This is a genomic window from Salinicola aestuarinus (assembly GCF_003206645.1).
Taxonomy (GTDB): Bacteria; Pseudomonadota; Gammaproteobacteria; order Pseudomonadales; family Halomonadaceae; genus Salinicola; species Salinicola aestuarinus.
Map to the genome: position 1 here is coordinate 39468 of NZ_PZJP01000004.1, position 20073 is coordinate 59540.

Annotated in this window: 17 protein-coding genes; 6 read left to right on the top strand and 11 right to left on the bottom strand. The window is 67.5% G+C overall.

All coding sequences use genetic code 11. The features are described from left to right. Positions 1-35: 35 nt before the first annotated feature. Positions 36-890 (bottom strand): SDR family oxidoreductase, encoded by an 855-nt coding sequence (locus DOM41_RS04130; RefSeq protein ID WP_110685585.1) that lies wholly within the window; start codon positions 888-890, stop codon positions 36-38. A gap of 342 nt (positions 891-1232) precedes the next feature. On the opposite strand from DOM41_RS04130, the gene pyrB reads away from it, so the two are divergent. Next, the gene (gene pyrB, locus DOM41_RS04135; protein WP_110685586.1) at positions 1233-2264 is read left to right on the top strand and encodes an aspartate carbamoyltransferase; all 1032 of its coding nucleotides are present in this window, start codon (positions 1233-1235) and stop codon (positions 2262-2264) included. Positions 2265-2294: 30 nt separating this feature from the next. Here pyrB and ruvX read toward each other — a convergent pair whose 3' ends face one another. The 5 genes from ruvX to DOM41_RS04160 form a co-directional block, all read right to left on the bottom strand. Beyond that, positions 2295-2750, bottom strand: a complete 456-nt coding sequence (gene ruvX / locus DOM41_RS04140; protein ID WP_110685587.1) for a Holliday junction resolvase RuvX — start codon at positions 2748-2750, stop codon at positions 2295-2297. Further along, positions 2750-3319 carry a YqgE/AlgH family protein gene (locus tag DOM41_RS04145; RefSeq protein ID WP_110685588.1) on the bottom strand — a complete coding sequence of 190 codons (570 nt, stop codon included), beginning with the start codon at positions 3317-3319 and terminating at the stop codon, positions 2750-2752. Before DOM41_RS04145 ends, ruvX begins: the two co-directional genes overlap by 1 nt. Before the next feature lie 129 nt (positions 3320-3448). Next, a complete protein-coding gene (gshB, locus tag DOM41_RS04150) occupies positions 3449-4405 on the bottom strand; it encodes a glutathione synthase (protein ID WP_110685589.1) in 957 nt (318 codons plus the stop codon). Positions 4406-4512: 107 nt separating this feature from the next. Continuing rightward, a complete protein-coding gene (locus tag DOM41_RS04155; RefSeq protein ID WP_110685590.1) occupies positions 4513-6666 on the bottom strand; it encodes a prolyl oligopeptidase family serine peptidase in 2154 nt (717 codons plus the stop codon). 48 nt (positions 6667-6714) lie between these two features. After that, positions 6715-8292, bottom strand: a complete 1578-nt coding sequence (locus tag DOM41_RS04160; RefSeq protein ID WP_110685591.1) for an FMN-binding glutamate synthase family protein — start codon at positions 8290-8292, stop codon at positions 6715-6717. A gap of 234 nt (positions 8293-8526) precedes the next feature. Between DOM41_RS04160 and DOM41_RS04165 the strand changes: the two genes are divergently transcribed. Both DOM41_RS04165 and DOM41_RS04170 read left to right on the top strand, forming a co-directional pair. Beyond that, complete coding sequence (locus DOM41_RS04165; protein ID WP_110685592.1) at positions 8527-9294, top strand: glucose 1-dehydrogenase; 768 nt, start codon at positions 8527-8529, stop codon at positions 9292-9294. Positions 9295-9443: 149 nt separating this feature from the next. Then, a complete protein-coding gene (locus DOM41_RS04170) occupies positions 9444-10577 on the top strand; it encodes an alkene reductase (protein WP_110685593.1) in 1134 nt (377 codons plus the stop codon). Between the two features lie 115 nt (positions 10578-10692). Here DOM41_RS04170 and DOM41_RS04175 read toward each other — a convergent pair whose 3' ends face one another. The 3 genes from DOM41_RS04175 to DOM41_RS04185 all read right to left on the bottom strand — a co-directional run bounded on the left by DOM41_RS04175 (position 10693) and on the right by DOM41_RS04185 (position 12458). Beyond that, positions 10693-11418: a 16S rRNA (uracil(1498)-N(3))-methyltransferase gene (locus DOM41_RS04175; RefSeq protein WP_110685594.1), complete on the bottom strand. Its 726-nt coding sequence runs from the start codon at positions 11416-11418 to the stop codon at positions 10693-10695. A 38-nt stretch (positions 11419-11456) separates the two neighbouring features. Continuing rightward, entirely contained in the window at positions 11457-11951 is a 495-nt protein-coding gene (gene secB / locus DOM41_RS04180; protein WP_110685595.1) for a protein-export chaperone SecB, read from the bottom strand. A gap of 84 nt (positions 11952-12035) precedes the next feature. After that, positions 12036-12458, bottom strand: coding sequence for a rhodanese-like domain-containing protein (locus DOM41_RS04185; RefSeq protein WP_110685596.1), 423 nt, complete (start codon positions 12456-12458; stop codon positions 12036-12038). A 393-nt stretch (positions 12459-12851) separates the two neighbouring features. On the opposite strand from DOM41_RS04185, the gene gpmI reads away from it, so the two are divergent. The 3 genes from gpmI to DOM41_RS04200 all read left to right on the top strand — a co-directional run bounded on the left by gpmI (position 12852) and on the right by DOM41_RS04200 (position 17246). After that, positions 12852-14438: a 2,3-bisphosphoglycerate-independent phosphoglycerate mutase gene (gene gpmI, locus DOM41_RS04190; RefSeq protein ID WP_110685597.1), complete on the top strand. Its 1587-nt coding sequence runs from the start codon at positions 12852-12854 to the stop codon at positions 14436-14438. 36 nt (positions 14439-14474) lie between these two features. After that, positions 14475-15635, top strand: a complete 1161-nt coding sequence (locus DOM41_RS04195; RefSeq protein ID WP_245391735.1) for a murein hydrolase activator EnvC family protein — start codon at positions 14475-14477, stop codon at positions 15633-15635. 351 nt (positions 15636-15986) lie between these two features. Then, positions 15987-17246, top strand: coding sequence for a S41 family peptidase (locus tag DOM41_RS04200; protein ID WP_223160931.1), 1260 nt, complete (start codon positions 15987-15989; stop codon positions 17244-17246). A gap of 128 nt (positions 17247-17374) precedes the next feature. On the opposite strand, the gene DOM41_RS04205 is transcribed toward DOM41_RS04200, so the two are convergent. Further along, positions 17375-18655: a UbiH/UbiF/VisC/COQ6 family ubiquinone biosynthesis hydroxylase gene (locus DOM41_RS04205; RefSeq protein WP_110685599.1), complete on the bottom strand. Its 1281-nt coding sequence runs from the start codon at positions 18653-18655 to the stop codon at positions 17375-17377. A 157-nt stretch (positions 18656-18812) separates the two neighbouring features. Then, positions 18813-20039: a 2-octaprenyl-6-methoxyphenyl hydroxylase gene (ubiH, locus tag DOM41_RS04210; RefSeq protein WP_110685600.1), complete on the bottom strand. Its 1227-nt coding sequence runs from the start codon at positions 20037-20039 to the stop codon at positions 18813-18815. Between the last annotated feature and the right edge of the window lie 34 nt (positions 20040-20073).

Here is a 20073-nt window from a genome sequence, read left to right on the forward strand (position 1 = left end):
TCCCTGGCCGGTCGCGAGTGCTGATCGCCGTCGCCTCAGGTGTTGAGAATCACGCCACCGTTCAGGTGAATCGTCTGCCCGGTCATGTAGGACGACTCCTGGCTCGCCAGATAGACGTAGGCAGGCCCCATTTCGCTGGGCTGGCCGGCTCGCTTCATGGGGACCTGCTCGCCAAAGCCTTCCACCTTCTCTTCATCGAAGCTCGCCGGAATCAGCGGCGTCCACACCGGCCCCGGGGCGACCGCGTTGACGCGGATATCGCGCCCCACCAGCGACTGCGCCACCGAGCGCACCAGACCCTGAATGGCCCCCTTGGTCGAGGAGTAGTCGATCAGGGTGGCGTTCCCCTTGAAGGCGTTCACCGAGGACGTGGCGATAATGGTATCGCCGGCGCTCAGATGCGGGACCGTCTCGCGGATCAGATAGAAGTGACTGAAGATATTGGTCGCAAAGGTCCGCTGCAGCGTCTCGTCGGTAATCTGGGTCACATCGTCCCAGTCGTGCTGCTCGGCGGCGTTGTTGACCAGAATATTGATCCCACCGAGTTCGCTGCGGGTGCGTTCGACAATCTCGCGGCAGAAGCTGGAGTCGCCCACATCCCCCTGGATCAGTAGACAGCGACGCCCTTCGGCCTCGACCAGCGCCTGGGTGTCTTCGGCATCGCGCTGTTCGTCGAGATAGACGATGGCGCAGTCGGCGCCTTCGCGGGCGTAGTGAACCGCCACGGCGCGGCCGATACCGCTGTCACCGCCGGTGATGATGGCGACCTTATCCTTGAGCTTGCCGGTCCCCTGATAGTCAGCGCGGATGAACTCCGGCGCCGGCGTCATGCGATGCTCGTCGCCGGGCTGGTGGTCCTGATGCTGCGGAGGATTCTGAGATTCTGCCATCCTGGCGCTCTCCTGACGGTGATGGGCGGGTAGGACGCGACACATGGCGGAAAGGACCAGCGTCAGGCGCTCGCTGGCCTGACAGCCATCGCCAGTCGGCCGCGCTCCTGAGCATAGAGAGCGGCGTGGCTTTTCGCCAAACCCTCGCGATTAAACTTAACCTGGATTAAGTTTTGTCCTCGCGCCGGCGCGGAGGCGGAGATCGGGGCATCGGCACGTGAAGCGTGCCGTCCACGGCGCTACACTGTCGCCCGGTCGAGCCGGGCCGCCGCCGCGGTATTGGCCGTGCCGTCCTATCATCCAGGCTCCGCCGCCACAGATCCGCCGCTAAAGAGGTTCGTGATGCCTTCGCACCTGCTCTCCATCGACGCCCTCGACCGTGATGCCGTCGACCACCTGATCCGCATTGCCGGCCGCATGGAACCGATCGCCCAGCGCCGCAAGGTGACCCGCGTGCTCGAGGGCGCCGTGCTCGGCAACCTCTTCTTCGAAGCGAGCACCCGGACGCGCATCAGCTTCAACGCCGCCTTCTGCCGACTCGGCGGCAGCGTCTGCGATACCACCGGCTTCACCTTCTCCTCGATGGCCAAGGGCGAGTCGCTCTACGACACCAGCCGCGTGATGGGCGGTTACGTCGACGCCATCGTCATGCGTCACCCGGAGCAGGGATCGGTGGCGGAATTCGCCGAGGCCACGCGAGTGCCGGTGATCAATGGGGGCGACGGCCCGGGAGAGCACCCGAGTCAGGCGCTGCTGGACGTCTACACCATCACCAAGGAGTTTGCGCGGCTCGGCAAGCCGCTGGCGGGCGCGCATCTGCTGCTGACGGGGGATCTCAAGTACGGGCGGACGGTGCACTCGCTGATCAAGCTACTGTCGCTGTTCGATCCGTTGCGGATCACGCTGGTCTCGCCGCCGGGGCTGGAGATGCCGCAGCCGCTGATCGACCGGGTTGCCTCTCGCGGGCATCGCATCGAGATCCGGCCGAGCCTCGCCGACGACTTCAGTGACGTCGACGTCATCTACGCCACGCGCATCCAGCGCGAGCGCTTCACCACCGAGATGACCGAGAGCTTTCAGGAACTGACCGCCGACTACGTCGTCGACCGCGGCTTTCTCGACCGGCGCTGCAACGCCTCGACCTTCGTCATGCATCCGCTGCCCCGCGACAGCCGCCCCGGTGCCAACGACCTCTCCGTCGATCTCAACGGCGACCCGCGACTGGCGATCTTCCGCCAGACCGACAACGGCATTCCCATGCGCATGGCGATCTTCGCCCACCTGCTGAAGGTGGAAGAGGAGATCGACAGGGATCTACGCGATGTGCGCTGGTACGTGCCGGAGACCTTCGGGGTAGACGATCCGGCGCTATAGGGCGGATCGTCGGCTAGCGCGGATGCCCCGCTAGCCGATATCGCGCGCGAACCAGTGCTCCAGAATCAACTGGGCCGCGATGCCGTCGACGCCGTGGTCACGGTAGTTGCCGCGATGCCCCTCGGCCTTGGCGATCGCCTTGGCGGCGCGAGTGGTGCCGCGCTCGTCGAACATCTCCACCGGCTTGCCGAAGCGCCCATGGAGTCGGTTGCCGAACTTGCGCGCTCGCACGCTCATGTCCGATTCGCTGCCGTCATCGTGGATCGGCAGGCCGACGATCAGCAGATCCGGCCCCCACTCGGCCAGCAGCCGCTCGATCACCTTCCAGTCGGGGATCCCGTCGCGGGCCGTGAGCGGCTCCAGCCCGCTGGCGGAGCCCAGCATTTCGTTCCCCACCGCCACGCCGATACGCCGGGTGCCGTAATCGAATGCCAGGACCTGCCGCTGACCGGTCTGGGCACTGGGGCTGCCACCGAGACTCGCCATCAGGCGTGCCCGGCGTCACGGGTCATGAGGTTGAGATCCACGCCAAGACTGCCGGCGGCGGCGCTGAGGCGTTGCTCGGCAGGCTGGTCGAAGAGAATGCCCGCCGCGCCGTCGGCCGTCAGCCAGGTATTCTGCTTGAGCTCGTCTTCGAGCTGGCCGGGCTTCCAGCTGGCGCAGCCCAGGGCGACGATGTAGTGCTCGGGCCCTTTCCGCTTGGCGATGGCGTGGAGCATGTCCATCGAGGTGGTCAGCGCGATATCGTCGGCGACCTGAATGCTGGAATCCCAGTCATCGGCATTGCCGCGATGCAGGATGAAGCCGCGATCCCGGTAGGTCGGACCGCCGTTATAGACGATCACCTCGTTGTGCGGGCCGGGCTCGGACTCGATCTCGAGCTGTTCGAACAGCCCCTTGAGCGTGAAGTCCGAGGGACGATTGACGACCACGCCGAGGGTGCCGTCGTCGTCGTAATCGCAGAGATAGGTGAGCGTGCCGGCGAAGTTGGGATCTTCCAGGTGCGGCATCGCCATCAAAAACTGGTGCTTGAGGCTTTGCGTGGAAAGTTGCATGGGACTCCAGGGGCGTCGCGACGCCCGGCAGCCGAGCGCTACCGGTAAGAATAATGAGACGTTCAGTGTATCAGCTTAGCCGCCGGTGATTGACCCGACGGCCTCGCGGTCGGCCAGGCGCGCTGGCACTCAGCCAAGGCGAGATTCGATCGCGGCCATCAGTTCGCCAGCGATGTCGGTGCCGCGCTGATCGTCGATCTCGCGAACGCAGGTCGGGCTGGTGACGTTGATCTCGGTGATGAAGTCGCCGATCACGTCGAGCCCCACGAACATCAGCCCCTTCTCGCGGATCATCGGCTTGACCTGCTCGACCAGCCAGTAGTCACGGTCGGTGAGCTCGCGAGAGACGCCGCGGCCGCCAGCGGCGAGATTGCCCCGGGTTTCGCCGGCGCTGGGGATACGGGCCAGCCCGAACGGGATCGGTTCACCGTCGATCAGCAGAATGCGAGTGTCGCCGGCCTGAATCTCGGGAAGATAGCGCTGGGCCATGATCTGACGCTGCCCGCGCTCAGTGAGCTGTTCGATCACCGACCCCAGATTGCGGCCGTCCGGGCCGATGTGGAAGATGCCGCTGCCGCCCATGCCGTCGAGCGGCTTGAAGATGGTATCGCCGTGCTCGGCCTGAAACGCCCGCAGTACGTCGGCGTTGCACGACACCACCGTGGGCGGAATGCAGTGAGCGAACTGCTGGGCGAAGAGCTTCTCGTTGCACGTGAGCAGCGCCTGGGTGGGATTGACCACCAGCGTGCCTTCGCGCTCGGCGAAGCCGAGCAGGTGCACCGCATTGAGAAAGTGTTCGTCCACCGGCGGGTCCTGGCGCATCAGGATCACGTCGAGCTCACTCAGCGGCATCGCCTCGCGCTCGCCGAGGTCATGCCAGTGGCTGGCCTCCTTGTACACGTCGAGCGCGCGCACGCTGCCCATGGCACGCCCCTCGTAGAGGTAGAGATCCGACGGCTCCAGATAGTAGAGCGTCCAGCCCTTCGCCTTCGCCGCCCACAAAAGCGCCAGCGTGGTGTCCTTCTTGTAAGCGACGTCGGCGATGGGGTCCATCACTACGCCGAGCTTGATCGCGTTCTGACTCATCGGTTCGGTCTTCCCCAAAGCGAGAATAAATACAGTGGCAGCGAGTATGACGCAGCCGGCGGGCGAGCACCAAGATGGTGCCCGTCATCGCATCGGTCACTCGCCGGTTACGCGCCGCCGAGCCGATCCCACAGGAAGCGCCAGGCCAGTGCGCCGAGGCGGGCTCGCTGGGCGTTGTCCGCCGCGCCGCCGTGGCCGCCTTCGGTGTTCTCGTAGTAGTGCACGTCGCAGCCCATCGCCTCCATCTTCGCCATCATCTTGCGGGCATGGCCGGGGTGTACGCGGTCGTCCCGTGTCGAGGTGGTGAAGAGCACCGCCGGATACACCGCGTTATCGCGCAGGTTATGGTAGGGCGAGTAGTCCTTGAGAAAGTGCTCCCAGTCGTCGCTGTCCGGATCGCCGTACTCCGCCATCCACGACGCCCCGGCGAGCAGCTGGTGATAGCGTTGCATGTCGAGCAGCGGCACTTCGCAGACGGCGGCGGCGAAGTGGTTGGGGTAGCGGGTGATCATGTTGCCCACCAGCAGTCCGCCGTTGGAACCGCCCTGAATCCCCAGCTGATCGACGCGGGTCACGCCGGTGGCGACCAGCGCCTCGGCGACGGCGGCGAAGTCCTCGAACGCCTTGTGCCGGTTTTCCCGAAGCGCGGCGCGGTGCCAGCGTGGACCGTATTCGCCGCCGCCCCGAATGTTGGCGACCACGTAGGCGCCGCCCCGGGCGAGCCAGCTGCGCCCGGCCGAGGCGGCGTAGTGGGGCGTCAACGAGATTTCGAAGCCGCCATAGCCGTAGAGCAGCGTCGGCCGGGTTTCACGTGAAACGTCCGTCTCGTCGCGGCCGGCGGGCAGCACCAGAAAGTAAGGGATGCGCGTGCCATCGGCGCTGATCGCAAAGCGCTGCTCGACCTGCATGCCATCGGCATCGAAGAACTGCGGCGCCTGCTTGAGTGGCTGCGGCGACGCATCGCCGGCCAGATCCCACTGCGAGAGAGTGGTCGGCGTGAGGTAGTCGGTGACGGTGACGAACACCTCGTCGCTCTGGTCGGGGTCGATCGCCTCCAGGCCCACGTCACCGGTCTCGGGCAGCGCGCTCAGGGCCTGACGCGGCCACTCGCCGTGCGCACGCGGCTGGAGCCGCTCGAAGCGGTGCTTGACGTCCTCGAGCACGTCGAGCACCAGAAAATGGCGCGTCCATTCGAACCCCTCCAGCGAGCGGTGTGCGGTCGGTGTAAAGAGCACCCGAAAGTCCCGCTCGCCGGCCTTGAAGTCGGCGTAGTCGATGGCCAGCAGCGCCCCGGCGGGATAGTCGGCTTCGTCACTGCCGTCGCTCACCCCCTCCGTCCGAGAGAGCCCGTTCCAGCGCTCGCGCAGCAGCACCAGAAGCCACTCGCGGTGAACGTCCACCTCGGCAGAGAGCGGCAGATCGAGCGTGAGGTGCTGGCCGTCGGCGGTAAGCTCGATCAGACGCTGTTCATAGAAGCCCAGGGCATGGTGGATGAAATCGCGCGCGAAGCCGCGTGTGTCGTCGTGAAACGCCACTGCCATCAGATCCGAGGGCGCCGCTTCGAACACCGTCTCGGCCGCCGCGAGCGGCTCGCCGCGCTGCCAGCGTTTGACGATACGCGGGTAGCCGGAATCGGTCAGCGTGCCGTCACCGAAATCGGAGTAGACGTAGACACGATCCCGCGCGATCCAGCCAACGCCCCCCTTGGCCTCCGGGCGCTCGAAGCCGCCGGCGACGAAGGTGCCCGTCAGCAGGTCGAACTCCCGGGTGACGTCGGCGTCGGCGCCACCGCGAGAGAGCGCAACCAGCGCCCGCTCCCAGGGCGCGTCCGGGTCGGCGGGCTCGAGACAGCGCGCCCCGTGCCAGACCCAGTTCTCGCCCTCCTCGGCGTTCAACGCATCGACATCGATCAGCACCTCCCACGCGGGTCGGGCGTCGGCATACTCGGCCCAGGGAGTGCGCCGCCACAGCCCGCGGGGATGCTCGGCGTCCTGCCAGAAGTTATAGGCATAGCCGCCGCGCTTGACCGCGAAGGGGATGCGGTCGTCGGCATCGAATATCTCGCGCAGGCCGCTTTCGAGCGTTTGGAAGTCGGCGTCCTTGAAACGGGCGAGCGTCTCCAGATTGCGGGTTTCGACCCAGGCGAGCGCCGCCTCGCTGTCGACGGCCTCGAGCCAGCGGTAGGCGTCGTCATCGGTGCGAGCCGAGCCGCCGGCTATCGCGTCGGGAGCCAGCAGGGAACGAGCAGGTAGGCGGCGCATGGCGGTTCTCCAGAAGAAAGTGGCGCAGAGAGGATATCGCGGCGTGGCTCAAAAGCGGTCGACGGCGGCCGCCGCCCACTCGGCCTGCCATTCCGGCGGCAGATCATCGCCGAGTAACTGTCCGGTGGCCAGCCGCGGCCACTCGAAGGCGGTATGCCCCTCGGCAGGCGCGTAGCTGATGCGATGGCGAATGTGGTCCGGGGTCAGCGCGTCGAAGCGCGACAGCCCCATCGCTCCCACCAGCTCGGCGAAACCGTCGAGCGTCGCCCTGTGATAGCGCGCAACGCGTTCGGCCTTCTCGGGCACGTCGATGGCGCCGGCGCGCCTGGCATCCTGGGTGGCGACCCCGGTCGGGCAGTGGTTGGTGTGGCAGCGCCGCGCCTGAATGCAACCCACGGCGAACATGAACGGCCTCGCGGCGTTGCAGAGATCCGCGCCGAGCGCGATCTTGGTCACCATGTCGTAGCCCAGCGCCACCTTGCCGCTGGCCACCAGCCGAATCTCGTCGCGCAGGCCGGCCCCGCGCAGCGCGCTGTCGACGAACGGCAGCGCCTCGTCGATGAACACCCCGAGACTGTCGGAGAACTCCTGCGGGGCGGCGCCGGTGCCCCCCTCGGCGCCATCGATGACGATGAAGTCGACCCGCGTGCCGGTCTCGACCATCGCCTTGCAGATGCTCAAAAACTCGCGCCGGATCCCCAGTGCCAGCTTGATCCCCACCGGCTTGCCGTCAGAGAGCTCACGAAGCTGGGCGACGAAGGCGAGCAGCTCCCGCGGGGTGGAGAACTCGGGGTGGGACGCGGGCGAGGCGCAGTCCTCACCCACCGCGATCTGGCGGGTCTCGGCGATCTCTTGATTGACCTTGCTCCCCGGCAGCAGGCCGCCGTGAGAGGGTTTGGCACCCTGGGAGATCTTGATCTCGATCATCTTGACCTGCTCACGGCGGGCCTTCTCCCGAAACGTGTCGGCGTCGAAACGGCCATTCTTCTGGCGGCAGCCGAAGTAGGCCGTGCCCAGCTCCCAGATCAGGTCGCCGCCGTGTTTCTCGTGATAGCGGCTGATCGCTCCCTCGCCGGTGTCGTGCGCGAAGCCGCCCTGTTGCGCGCCGAGATTCATCGCCTCCACCGCGTTGCCGGAGAGCGACCCGAAGCTCATCGCCGAGATGTTAAGACGCGAGGAGCGATAGGGCCGTGTGCACTGTGACCCGCCAATGGTGATCCAGCGCTCGCTCTCGGGAACCTCCCCCGGCTGGATCGAGTGATAGGAGAAGTTGTAGCCGGGGGCGCTGACGTCGCGCACGGTGCCGAACGGCGAGGTATCACCGGCGCCGATGGCACGCGCCTGGATGAGATTGCGCTGCTCGCGGGAGAAGGGCCGCCCGCTGGTCTCGGATTCGAAGAAGTACTGGCGAAGCTCCGGGCGGACGAACTCGAGCAGATAGCGCAGGTGCCCGATGATCGGATAGTTGTAGAGCACGTTCTGCGTCGAGCTGAGATCGCGCCAGCCGACCACGGCGAGCGGCAGCCACAGCAGCAGTAGCCAGAGCACCGGGTGCCACAGCGCCCCGAGAACGAGAATCGCCGCCAGGGTGACCGGGGCGGCGATGTAAAAGGTTTGACGATGCATGGAAGGGTTCCTGAGCGCGTGAGTCCGCCTCAAGTGTTGGTCGCGCCGGGGGATAGTTCAAATGTCGTCGCGCTGTCGCGAGACCATCGCGCGGCGCCAAACCAACGTCGTATGTCGCCGACCCCACCGGCATGCAACCTTGGACGGGGCAAGGATCTCGCTGGCGCCCGTTGCCAAGGCCGCGCCCGTCAGACACCGCCACGCTTCCCCTTTCCCGATCCCTAAGGCGAACCGATGCAGGATCTCTTCGATATTCGAGACCGGCTGGCGCTGGTCACCGGCTCGACGCGCGGGCTGGGCCACGCGCTGGCCCACGGCCTCGCCGAGCGCGGGGCGCGGGTCGTGCTCCACGGGCGCGATCTGGCGACGGTACAGGCTGCCGCCACCGAGCTCGGCGAACGAACCGGCGCCACGGTGAGCGCGGTGGCGTTCGATGTCACCGACAGCCAGGCCGTCGCCACGGCACTCGAGGCGCTCGTCGAGCGCCACGGCGTACCGGATATTCTGGTCAACAATGCGGGGCTGCAGAAGCGGGCGCCCTTCACCGAGTTCGACCCGGGGGAATGGGACGCGGTCATCGCCACCAATCTCTCCAGCGCGTTCTACGTGGCGCGAGCCCTGACGCCGAAGATGGCCGCGCGCGGCAGCGGCAAGATCGTCAATCTCGGCTCGGTGCAGTCGCGGCTGGCGCGAGAGACGATCGCCCCCTATGCAGCCTCCAAGGGAGGAGTGGCGATGCTGACCCAGGGCATGGCGGCGGATCTGGCCCGCTACAACATCCAGGTGAACTGCCTCTCGCCGGGGTACTTCCAGACCGACATGAACCGCGCGCTGTGGCAGGACGAATCGTTCGACGCCTGGATCGAACAGCGGACGCCGGCGGCACGCTGGGGGCAGGTCGAGGAGCTGGTCGGCACGCTGATCTACCTCTGCTCGTCGGCCTCCAACTTCGTGTCGGGGCAGAACATTCTGGTCGACGGCGGCATGACCTCGGTGGTGTGACGCCCGGCTCCTGCCGGTCCTGCCGCCTAAATCACAGATAGTTCAGGCTTATCGAGACGCTTAATGCAGGCAATGGTTGGACCGCTAATCATTTCCTAGACTGGGTGCCACTTGCCGATACCGGCAGCCATTCCAGACAGGAGTTCTCGATGGCATCGCTTTTCGAACCGTTCGACCTCAACGGCACGCGACTCGACAATCGCATCGTCATGGCGCCGATGACCCGCTCGCGCGCGCCCGACGATATCCCCACCGAGATGGGCGCGCTCTACTACCGCCAGCGCGCCTCCGCCGGCTTGATCATCTCCGAGGGCACGCCGATTTCGCGTCAGGGCCAGGGCTACCTCTACAACCCGGGCATCTTCGGTCCGGATCAGATCGCCGGGTGGGCCAAGGCCGCCAAGGCGGTGCACGAGCGCGGCGGCATCTTCTTCGCCCAGATCTGGCACGTGGGGCGCGTCTCGCACACCTCGATCCAGGTCGCCGGTGACAAGCCGGTCGGCCCGAGTGAACAGCAGGGCGGCATGGCGTTCGGCTACAACGAGGATGGCATCGCCGACATGCTCTCGGCGAGCCAGCCGCGCCGGCTGGAGACCCAGGAGATCCGCGAGATCGTGCGTGACTTCGGTCAGGCGGCGGTCAATTCGCGGGAAGCGGGTTTCGACGGCGTCGAGGTGCACGGCGCCAACGGCTATCTGTTCGAACAGTTCCTCAACCCCCACGTCAACGACCGCAACGATGCCTACGGTGGCTCGCGGGAAAATCGCTGCCGGCTGCTGCTGGAAGCGGTCGACGAGGCGAGCAAGCTGATCGGCGCCCACCGCGTCGGCGTGCGGCTGTCGCCCTTCGGCACCCTGTTCGACATGCCGGAGTACGACGACAACGGAGAGACCTATCTCTACCTGGCGCGTGAATTCAACAAGCGCGGCCTCGCCTACGTCCACCTGCACGATCAGGGCGGTCAGGGCATGCCGCCGATGCCGCGGGAGTACCTGCGTCAGTTCCGAGACGTCTACCAGGGCAATCTGCTGCTGGCCGGTAATCTGGATCAGGCCGAGGCGCAGAAGCTCGTCGACGAGGGCACCATTGACCTGCCGGTATTCGGGCGCCTCTACACTTCCAACCCGGATCTGGTCGAGCGGATGAAGAACGACTGGCCGCTGGCGGACTTCGACCCGACCACCTTCTACGGCGGCGACGCTCGCGGTTACGTCGATTTCCCCACCTACCCGGAGGAGCAGGCCCGTATCGCCCGCGAGAAGGCGATCGCCGAGAAGTCCTGACGCCAACGCCCTGTCCGACACACGAACGCCCCGGCCATCATGGCCGGGGCGTTCGCGTTGTCAGGCAGTGATCGGGCTGAGCGCCTCGCGGACTGGCGATCCGCTCACGACACGACTAGAGGTCGCCGAAGTGATGCTGCAGGAGCGTCAGCGCCACCACCGGCGCCGTCTCGGTGCGCAGAACACGTGGGCCGAGGGTGAGTGGCAGAAACCCCCCGGCGCGGGCCTGATCGACCTCCACCGCACTCAGTCCGCCCTCCGGGCCGATCAGCAGCGCGGCGCTGTCGACCTGCCCTTGCTCCCGCCAGCGCGCGTCCGTGGCGGGGTGCAGCACCAGTCGCAGCGTCTCCTTGCGCGCGGCCAGCCAGCTCGAGAGCGTCTGCGGCGAGTGCACCGGCGGCACCGTGGCGCGACCGCACTGCTCGCAGGCGCTCGTCGCCACGCCCTGCCAGTGGGCCAGCTTCTTCGCCTCGCGCTCGCCCTTGAGCCGCACGTCGCCGTGCTCGACATAGAGCGGGGTGATCGCGGCCACCCCGAGTTCCACCGCCTTCTGAATCGCGTAGTCCATGCGATCGCCCTTGGAAATCGCCTGCCCCAGATGGACAGCCAGCGGTGACTCACCGGCGCCCACCGTGACCGTCTCGATCCGGGCCACTACCCGCTTGCGCCCGACCTCGACCAGCGTCGCCGTCGCCTCGAGACCCGCGCCGTCGAACAGCGACAGCACCGCTCCCGCCTTGAGCCGGAGCACGGCAGCGACGTGGCGCGCCGCGCCGTCGGGGAGAACGACGTCGCCGCCGACCTCAAGGCCGGCGGCGACGTGGATACGGGGGTTCGCCATCGCGAAGGCTCCGTGATCGATGGGGCGGTGTCGCCGGGTTATTCCGCGGCTTCGCTCGCCTGGGCGGCGCGCTGCTTGCGCTGGGCATACATCGCTTCGAAGTTGACCGGCGCCAGCATCAGCGGCGGGAAGCTGCCGCGACCGACGAGGCTGTCGATGCACTCACGCGCGTAGGGAAAGAGCACGTTGGGGCAGAAGGCACCCAGGGTGTGGTCGAGCTGATCGCCGACGATGCCGGAGATACGGAACAGACCCGCCTGCTCCACCTCGGCGAGAAACGCCGTGGTGTCGTCTTCGTTGTTGGAGACCTGGGCGGTCACCTTCACTACGACTTCGTAGAGGTCGTTGCCGATCGCTTCGCTGGTGGTATCGAGATCGAGACCGACCTTCGGCTTGAACGGCTGCTGGAAGACGCTCGGGGCGTTGGGCGACTCGAAGGAGATGTCCTTGACGTAGACACGCTGCAGCGAAAACTGAAGCTGCGGCTTCTGGGTGTCCTGCTGCGCGTTGGCTTGATTGTTCTCTTCCGCCATGTTGCGTTTCCTCTGCGTGCTGAGCATTGCCTGCCGAGCGCGGCGTCGCGCCGGCGTTTGCGAATCCGAGGGGTGCTGCGGGGGCTAGCGCTTGACCACCGGCAGGTTGTCGGCCTGCCACTGCGCCATGCCGCCCTTGAGCTTGTAGACGCGGGAGAAGCCGGCCTGGGTAAGCTCGGTCACGGCGGCGCCGGCGTTCTGGCCCTGCTTGCAGACCACGATCACCGGGCTCTCCTTGTGCTTCTCGAGCTGGGGCAGACGCTCCTTCAAGCGCGACTGCGGCACGTTCTTGGCGCCGGCGATGTGGCCCGCCTTGAATTCCGCGCTCTCGCGAATGTCGAGCAAGAGGCCGTCCTCGCGATTGATCAGCGTAGTGGCTTCGGTGGTGGAGACACCGGCGCTACCGCCGCGCTTGGCCTCGAAGGCCAGCCACGCCAGCAGCACGAGCAGAAAGGCGCTGACCAGCAGCGGGTGATTCTCGATGAATTCGAACAACTGATCGATCATGGATCTGCCGATACTCCCGTTTTGAATCGGGCCAAGGGGTTCTGGGTCGGTGGCCGAAGGGCCTCATGCGCCGACACTCGACACGGCGCTTCGACACCGCTGCGTCACGCGGGTTTCTGGGCTGCTCGGCGCTTGCCGGGTCAGTCTCGCAGGGCCTGTCTTCCCTGGCGTCGGAAACCACGCACCGCTGTAAAACGGGGTCCGTTTTCGGGCGCGGGCCATTATACACAAGGCACGCCGCGAAACGAGGCACGCCGGCTGACCCGACCCGGCGGTTACGCTATTCTCTCGGGAGGTGGCTCGCCCGCACCGACCGCTTTCGGCGAGCGCAGGCCAACGGCCACGCGCACCGCCCCTCGCTCTTTCGTTCATCCGACTTCACCGAGGCTTGTCATGGCAGAAACTTCCACGCCGCGTCCCGTCGCGCTTCTGATTCTCGACGGCTACGGTCAGAACGACGACAGCGCCAACAACGCCGTCGCCAATGCCGACACACCGGTCATGGATCGGCTCCAGCGCGAATTTCCACACACGCTGCTCCACACCGACGGCCCCTACGTCGGTCTGCCCGACGGCCAGATGGGCAACTCGGAAGTCGGGCACATGAACATCGGCGCCGGGCGCATCGTCTATCAGGACTTCACCCGTATCACCAAGGCGATCGCCGAGCGCGAACTCGACAGCATCACCGCCCTCACCCAGCCCATCGACGACGCCGTCGCCAACGGGCGTGCCGTGCATCTGATGGGACTGCTCTCGGCAGGCGGGGTGCATAGCCACGAGGACCATCTGCTGGCCGTCGCCGAGCTCGCCGCCAACCGCGGTGCCGAGCGCATCTATCTGCACGCCTTTACCGACGGCCGTGACACCGCACCCAAGAGCGCCGGGGAGTCGATCGCGCGCGCCAATGAGCGCCTCGCCGCACTGGTCGGCGCCGACAATGGCTTTGTCGCCTCCCTGGTCGGGCGCTACTTCGCCATGGATCGCGACAACCGCTGGGACCGGGTCGAGCAGGCCTATCGCGTGGTCCGGTTCGGCGAGGGCGAGCACGTCGCCGACAGCGCCGAGGCCGGGCTCGAGGCGGCCTACGAACGCGGCGAGACCGACGAATTCGTTACCGCCACCGCGGTGCGCCCGAACGGCGAGACGCTGGCCATGAGCGATGGCGACGCCGCCCTCTTTCTCAACTTCCGCGCCGACCGCGCCCGTGAGCTGACCCGCGCCTTCGTCAACGCCGACTTCGACGGTTTTGACCGTGGCGAACGCCTGACTTTCGCCGGCAACGGGCTGGTGACGCTGACCCAGTACGCTGACGACATCGACGCTTCGGTCGCCTTTCCGCCGCGGGATCTGGTCAACACGCTCGGAGAAGTCGTCGAAAGCCACGGCCGGACCCAGCTGCGCATCGCCGAGACCGAGAAGTACGCCCACGTGACGTTCTTCTTCTCCGGCGGTCGCGAGAGCGAGTTCGACGGCGAAGAGCGCGCGCTGATTCCGTCGCCGAAGGACGTCAAGACCTACGACGAGAAGCCGGAGATGAGCGCGTTTGAACTCACCGACACGCTGGTCGAGGCGATCGACGCCGGCAAGTTCGACCTCATCGTCTGCAACTACGCCAACGGCGACATGGTCGGTCACACCGGCGATCTCGCCGCCGCGACCCAGGCGATCGAAGCCGTCGACATCTGCCTCGGCCGCGTGGTCGAAGCGATCCAGCGCGCCGGTGGCGAGTGTCTGGTCACCGCCGATCACGGCAATGCCGAGCTGATGGTGAATCCCGAGACCGGCAATCCGCACACCGCTCACACCACCTTTCTGGTGCCGCTGGTCTATGTTTGCCGCGACGCGGACACGCAGGAGGGCGGTGCCACGCTCAAGGCCGACGGCCGACTGTGCGATCTCGCACCGACGCTGCTGCACATGATGCAGCTCGACGCCCCCGACGAGATGACCGGCAACGTGCTGATCGAGCGGAGCTGAGGGCATGATGTCGACGCATGACGGCCACGCGCGCTCGTGAGGCGCAACAGGAACGCGTATGCCGCCGCGCTGCTCGTTGCCGCGGGTCTGGCGACCAGCGCTCTGCCGGCGCCGGCGTTTGCTCAGGCCAACCCGCGGGAGGCGCAGGCGAGGCTGGATAGCCTCGCCACCGACATCGAAGCGCTGCAGGGCAAGCTCGACGACACCCGCAGCGCCCGCAGCGACGCCCGCTCCGAGCTCGAGAGCGTGGAGACGGCAATCGCCGAGACGCACCGCAAACTCGACGACCTGCAGCGCGAGCGACGTGGGCTCGACGACGAGGTCACGTCACTCAGCGACGATCGCGAACGGCTCAATGCCAGCCGCGACCGCCAGCGCGAGGCGCTGGCGCAACAGTTCGATGCGCTTTACCGGCTCGGCACCACCCCGCAGCTCAAGCTGCTGCTCAATCAGGACGATCCTGCCGAGGTGGATCGGCTGCAGCACTATCTCAATGCGCTGAGCGATGCCCGCCAGCAGCGCCTCGATGCCCTGCGCGATCTCAATCGCGCGCTCGACGACAACCTCGCCGACATCCAGAGCCGACGCACCCGACTCGATGAGGTCGAAGCCGATCTCGAGGCCCAGCGCCAGCAGCTCGCCGAGCGTCTCAGCGAACGCCGGACGCTGGTGGCCCAGCTCGACGATCGCTACGACAGCGAACAGTCGCGACTCGAGGATCTCAACCAGGATCGTGCCCACGTCGAGCGCCTGCTCGATCGCATGCAGCGAGAGCTCTCGGCGCTGAAGCAGCCGCCGCCCTCCACCGACATCCGACAGACCCGAGGCCAGCTGCCGTGGCCGGTTCAGGGGTCGCTGCTGTCGCGCTACGGCAGCGGCGATGGCGTCAGTCGCAACGGTATCCTCATCGGGGCGCCAGCCGGCACCGCGGTCAAGGCGGTACACGCCGGGCGCGTGGTGTTCGCCAACTGGATGCGCGGTTTCGGCAACCTGTTGATCGTCGATCACGGCGACGGCGTGCTCACGCTCTACGCCCACCTGCAGCAGTTCAGCGTCGCCCCCGGCGCGCAGGTCGGCAACGGCCAGACGTTGGGGGCCGTCGGTGACAGCGGCGGCCAGTCGCAATCGGCGCTCTATTTCGAAGTCCGCCAGGATGGCGATCCCATCGATCCCAGTCGCTGGATCGCGCGGCGCTGACCCTCCCGGTGGGGCGATAACGACGCCCCATAGCAGGCGGCAGTGCGTGAAAGGGCTTTGCGCGACAGACATCCCGCTCCGGAATGTCGGCGACGCTGGATTCTGCGCCGCGCTAGGCGCTATGCTGGATTATCAAACGCCGTTTTGTCACTCGCGCGGGGCGCTCACGCCGCCGCCGTCGACCCCACCAGCACGCCTTGCGGAGACCGCATGACTTCCAGCCGATCGAAGACCCGGCCCTCGTCACGCCGCCGGCTCAAGGGCCCGGCCATCGCGGGGTCGCTGCTACTCGCCCTCGCCCCGTTTGTCGCGCTGCCGGTAGCTCGCGCCCAGTCCGTCGCCCCGGCACAGATGCCGCCATCCCCCCTCGAGTCGACGGCGCCCATGGGCGACACGGTCGCGGACGATAGTGGCCTGCCGGTGGAGGACGTTCAGACCTTCGCCGAGGTGTTCGAGCGCATCAAGCGCGCCTACGTCGAGGAAGTCGACGACACCACGCTGCTGCGCAACGCCATGCGCGGCATGCTCAGCGAGCTCGATCCGCACTCGGCCTATCTCGACGCCGACGCCTTCGACGCGCTCCGGGAGTCCACCGAGGGCGAGTTCAGCGGCATCGGCATCGAAGTCGGGCTGCGCGACGATCAGCTCACGGTTATCGCACCCATCGACGACACCCCCGCCGCCCGTGCCGGTATTCAGCCCGGCGATCGCATTCTCGCCATCGATGGCACGCCCACAGACAGCCTCACGCTGCAGGAAGCGGTGGAGCTGATGCGCGGCGAGGCCGGCAGCGAACTCGAGCTGACGCTGCTGCGCGGCAGCGAGCAAGAGCCGCGCTCCGTCACGCTGGACAGGGAGTCGATCCGGTCGGAGAGCGTCACCAGCCGTCTGCTGGAACCGGGTTTCGGCTATCTGCGCATCAGCCAGTTCCAGAGCCGGACCGGTGAGGAGACCCAGGAGGCGCTGGAGGCACTCATGGCCGACGGCGCCCTCGACGGCCTGGTGCTCGATCTACGCAACAACCCCGGCGGCGTGCTCTCCAGCGCCACCGACGTCGCCGACGCCTTCTTGAACTCGGGACTGATCGTCTACACCGAGGGACGCCTCGGCAGCGATGACATGCGTTTCACCGCCAACGCCGCCACCGTGGCACCGGACGTCCCGATGGTGGTACTGATCAATGGCGGCAGCGCCTCGGCGGCGGAGATCGTCGCCGGCGCGCTCAAGGATCAACGACGCGCCGTACTCATGGGCACGCAGACCTTCGGCAAGGGCTCGGTGCAGCAGGTGCTGCCGCTCGGCAACGGTGACGGCCTCAAGCTCACCACCGCGCGCTACTACACGCCCAGCGGTCGCTCGATCCAGGCCGAGGGCATCTCGCCGGACGTGCGCGTCGTTCGCGGCCGTCTCGAGGTCGAGGACGGCGCGGACTTCCAGCTGCGCGAATCCGACCTGCGCGGCCACTTGATCAACGCCGACGGCGACACGGCGCGTCGCCCGGACGGCACGCCGGTCGCCGCCGACGACTACCAGCTCGGCGAAGCCCTCAATCTGCTCAAGGCGCTCAACGTGATCCAGCGCCCCCAGGCCGAGGCGGCGACTACGCCCTGATGCCGGGCATCACGCCGCCCCTGCCGCCCGGCAATGGCCAGCATCGAAAGCCACCAACGACAACGGCTNNAGCCGTTGTCGTTGGGCCGTCTGCAGACAGAAGGCGAAGGGCGCACGTCGGATGGAGCTCAGCGGCAGCGCTCGGCCAGATCGCCGGCCTCGCCCAGCGCCTGGCGGATCATCAGCCGCTTTACCGGCATCAGCCGGTCGACGCCACCGAGCCCCCAGTTGCGGGCGAGACGCAGCGCCGGCTGTGCGCTGCCAAAGAGCCGCTGAAAGCCCTGCATCGCCCCCAGCATGACGGCATTGTCGCCACGCCGACGCCGTGCGTAGCGGGCCAGTATCCGCGCATCCGCCGGATCGGCGCCGCGTTGGCGGGCACGAACCCACTCTTCGGCGAGCACCGCCACATCCATCATGCCGAGATTGACCCCCTGCCCCGCCAGCGGGTGCAGGCTGTGCGCGGCATCACCGACCAGCGCCAGGCCGTCGTCGACATAGCGCTGCGCGTGGCGCTGCACGATGGGGAAGTGCGGTGCCGCGTCGATCACCCTCACCTGCCCCAGCCGCTCGCCAATGCCCGCCTCGAGCTCGCGAGCGAGCGCTTCACGCCCGGCATCGTTGTCGGCCAGCCGGGTCAGCCGCTTGGCCTCGCTCGGCGTGGTCGACCAGACGATCGAACAGTGGTGATCGTTGGACTGACCGGCTAGCGCCGGCTCGCCGCCGGGCGACAGCGGGACGTTCAGCGGTAGAAAGGCGAGCGGGCCGGTGGGCAAAAACGCCTGACGGGCGATGCCGCCATGCCCCCACTCGGTGCGTACGCTGGTGACCAGCGCCACCTGCCCGGTGTCGCGTTCACTGACCGCAATGCCCGCCAGCCCGCGCAGCACGGAGCGGCCGCCGTCGGCCCCCACCACCAGCGGCGTACGCCAGCGGCTGCCATCCTCGAACAGGAGCGTGGAGACGCCGGCCTCGCGACGGTAGCCGCTCAGGCGCGCCTCAAAATGGCAGGTCACGCTCGGCAGGTCACCGAGTCGCTGGCGAAGCCCCGCCAGCAGCAGGTCGTTCTCGACGATGGTGCCAAGCGAAGCGACGCCGACATCCTCCGCGTCGAAGCCGATTTCGCCGCTCCCCTCGGCGTCCCACACCGCCATGCCGCGATACGGCGCGACGCGACGCGCGGCGAGCCACGGCCAGACACCGAGCGACGTCAGCAGACGCTCGGTGGCAGCGGTCAACGCGCTGACGCGAAGCGCCGGCGGGCCGTCCCCGGCAGGCGCCATGCCGTCGGGGCGCGGGCCGGCATCGAACAGGTCGACGCGCCAGCCCGCCTCGCCGAGCAATAGCGCCAGCGTGGTGCCCACCAGCCCGCCACCGATGATGGCGACGTCTCGAGTTTCCTGGGTCATCCTGCGCGACTCCTTGACTGGCTGGCACCGGGTAACGGCGCGCGATACGGGTAATCCGGTGCCGGAAAGGTCGATGAGGCCGAACGGCCACTCATCACCCGATGTCCCTGGCGCAACGCGGCTCTCATCGCTCGATCCCCATGGCGCGCCGCAACTCTCATCGTTCGATCCCCATGGCGCGCCGCGCCAGCGTGCGCCGCAGCGGTCCCACGGCATTGAGACCGACAAGACCGGCCGCGCGGGCATGGCCCATGGCCGGGTGGTCGATCCCGAATAGCCGGATCAGGCCGTCGCTGAAGCGCACGATCGCCCGCGTGTCCCGGGCGCGGCGCGTCTCGAACGCCGCCAGCATGGCGGGCGAGCCGATCCTGTCACCGGCGGTGTGGGCGGCCGCGATCTCGTCGGCCAGATCCATCACCCCGCGCAGCGCCAGATTGAAGCCCTGCCCGGCCACCGGATGCAGCGCGTGGGCGGCGTTACCGAGCACCGCCAGATGCGGACGTGCGGTCTCCCGCGCGGTGACCAGCGAGAGCGGATAGGTGTGGCGCTCGCCGACACGGCGAAAGCGCCCTGCCCGATCACCGAAGGCACGCTGCAGGCGGGCGAGAAAGTCGCCGTCGCTGAGCGCCAGCGCCTCTTCCACGTCATCCTTGTCGAAGGTCCAGACCAGTTCCATCCGTCCATTGCCCAGGGGCAGCAGCGCCATCGGGCCATCCGCGGTGAAGCGCTCGAACGCCCAGCCGGCATGATCCCGACTCACTTCGACATTAGCGATCAGCGCGGTCTGATCGTAGCTCTGATGCGCGTTGTCGATCCCCAGCCGTGCCTTGAGACCGGAGCGGCCGCCGTCGGCGAGCACGGTCAGCCCCGCCGTCAACGCACTGCCGTCGTCGAGGGTGAGGCGGTAGCCATCGGCTTGCGGGGTCAGCGCCTCGACGCTCGCCGGGCAGCGCCAGTCGATCGGCAGCGCATCCAGCCGGCGGTGAAGTACCTGGCCCATCCAGGCGTTGGGCAACACGTAGCCCAGCGCCTCGACGCCGAGCTCTTCGGCGTGCAGCCGGGTTGCGCCGAGCCGGCCGCGTTCGCTGACGTGGATGTGGCGGATCGGGGTGGCTTCGCGGGCCATGCTGGGACCCTCGTGGCTCCACAGGCCGAGGCGCTCGAAGTGTCGCCGCGACCCGTAGGCGATGGCGCTGGCCCGGGCGTCGAAGCTCGGCTGATACGAGCGCTCGCTGGCCGCGGGCAGCGCGCGCGGCTCGATGATGGCGACGCGCAGCCCGTGCTCGGTGGCAAGCTCGCCCAGCGCGCAGGCAAGGCTCGCACCGACCAATCCGCCACCAATGATGGCGACGTCGACCCGGTCGGCGGGGCGGGAATCATCCATGGACTTGCCTCCTGTTGATTGGCGCGATGGGCGC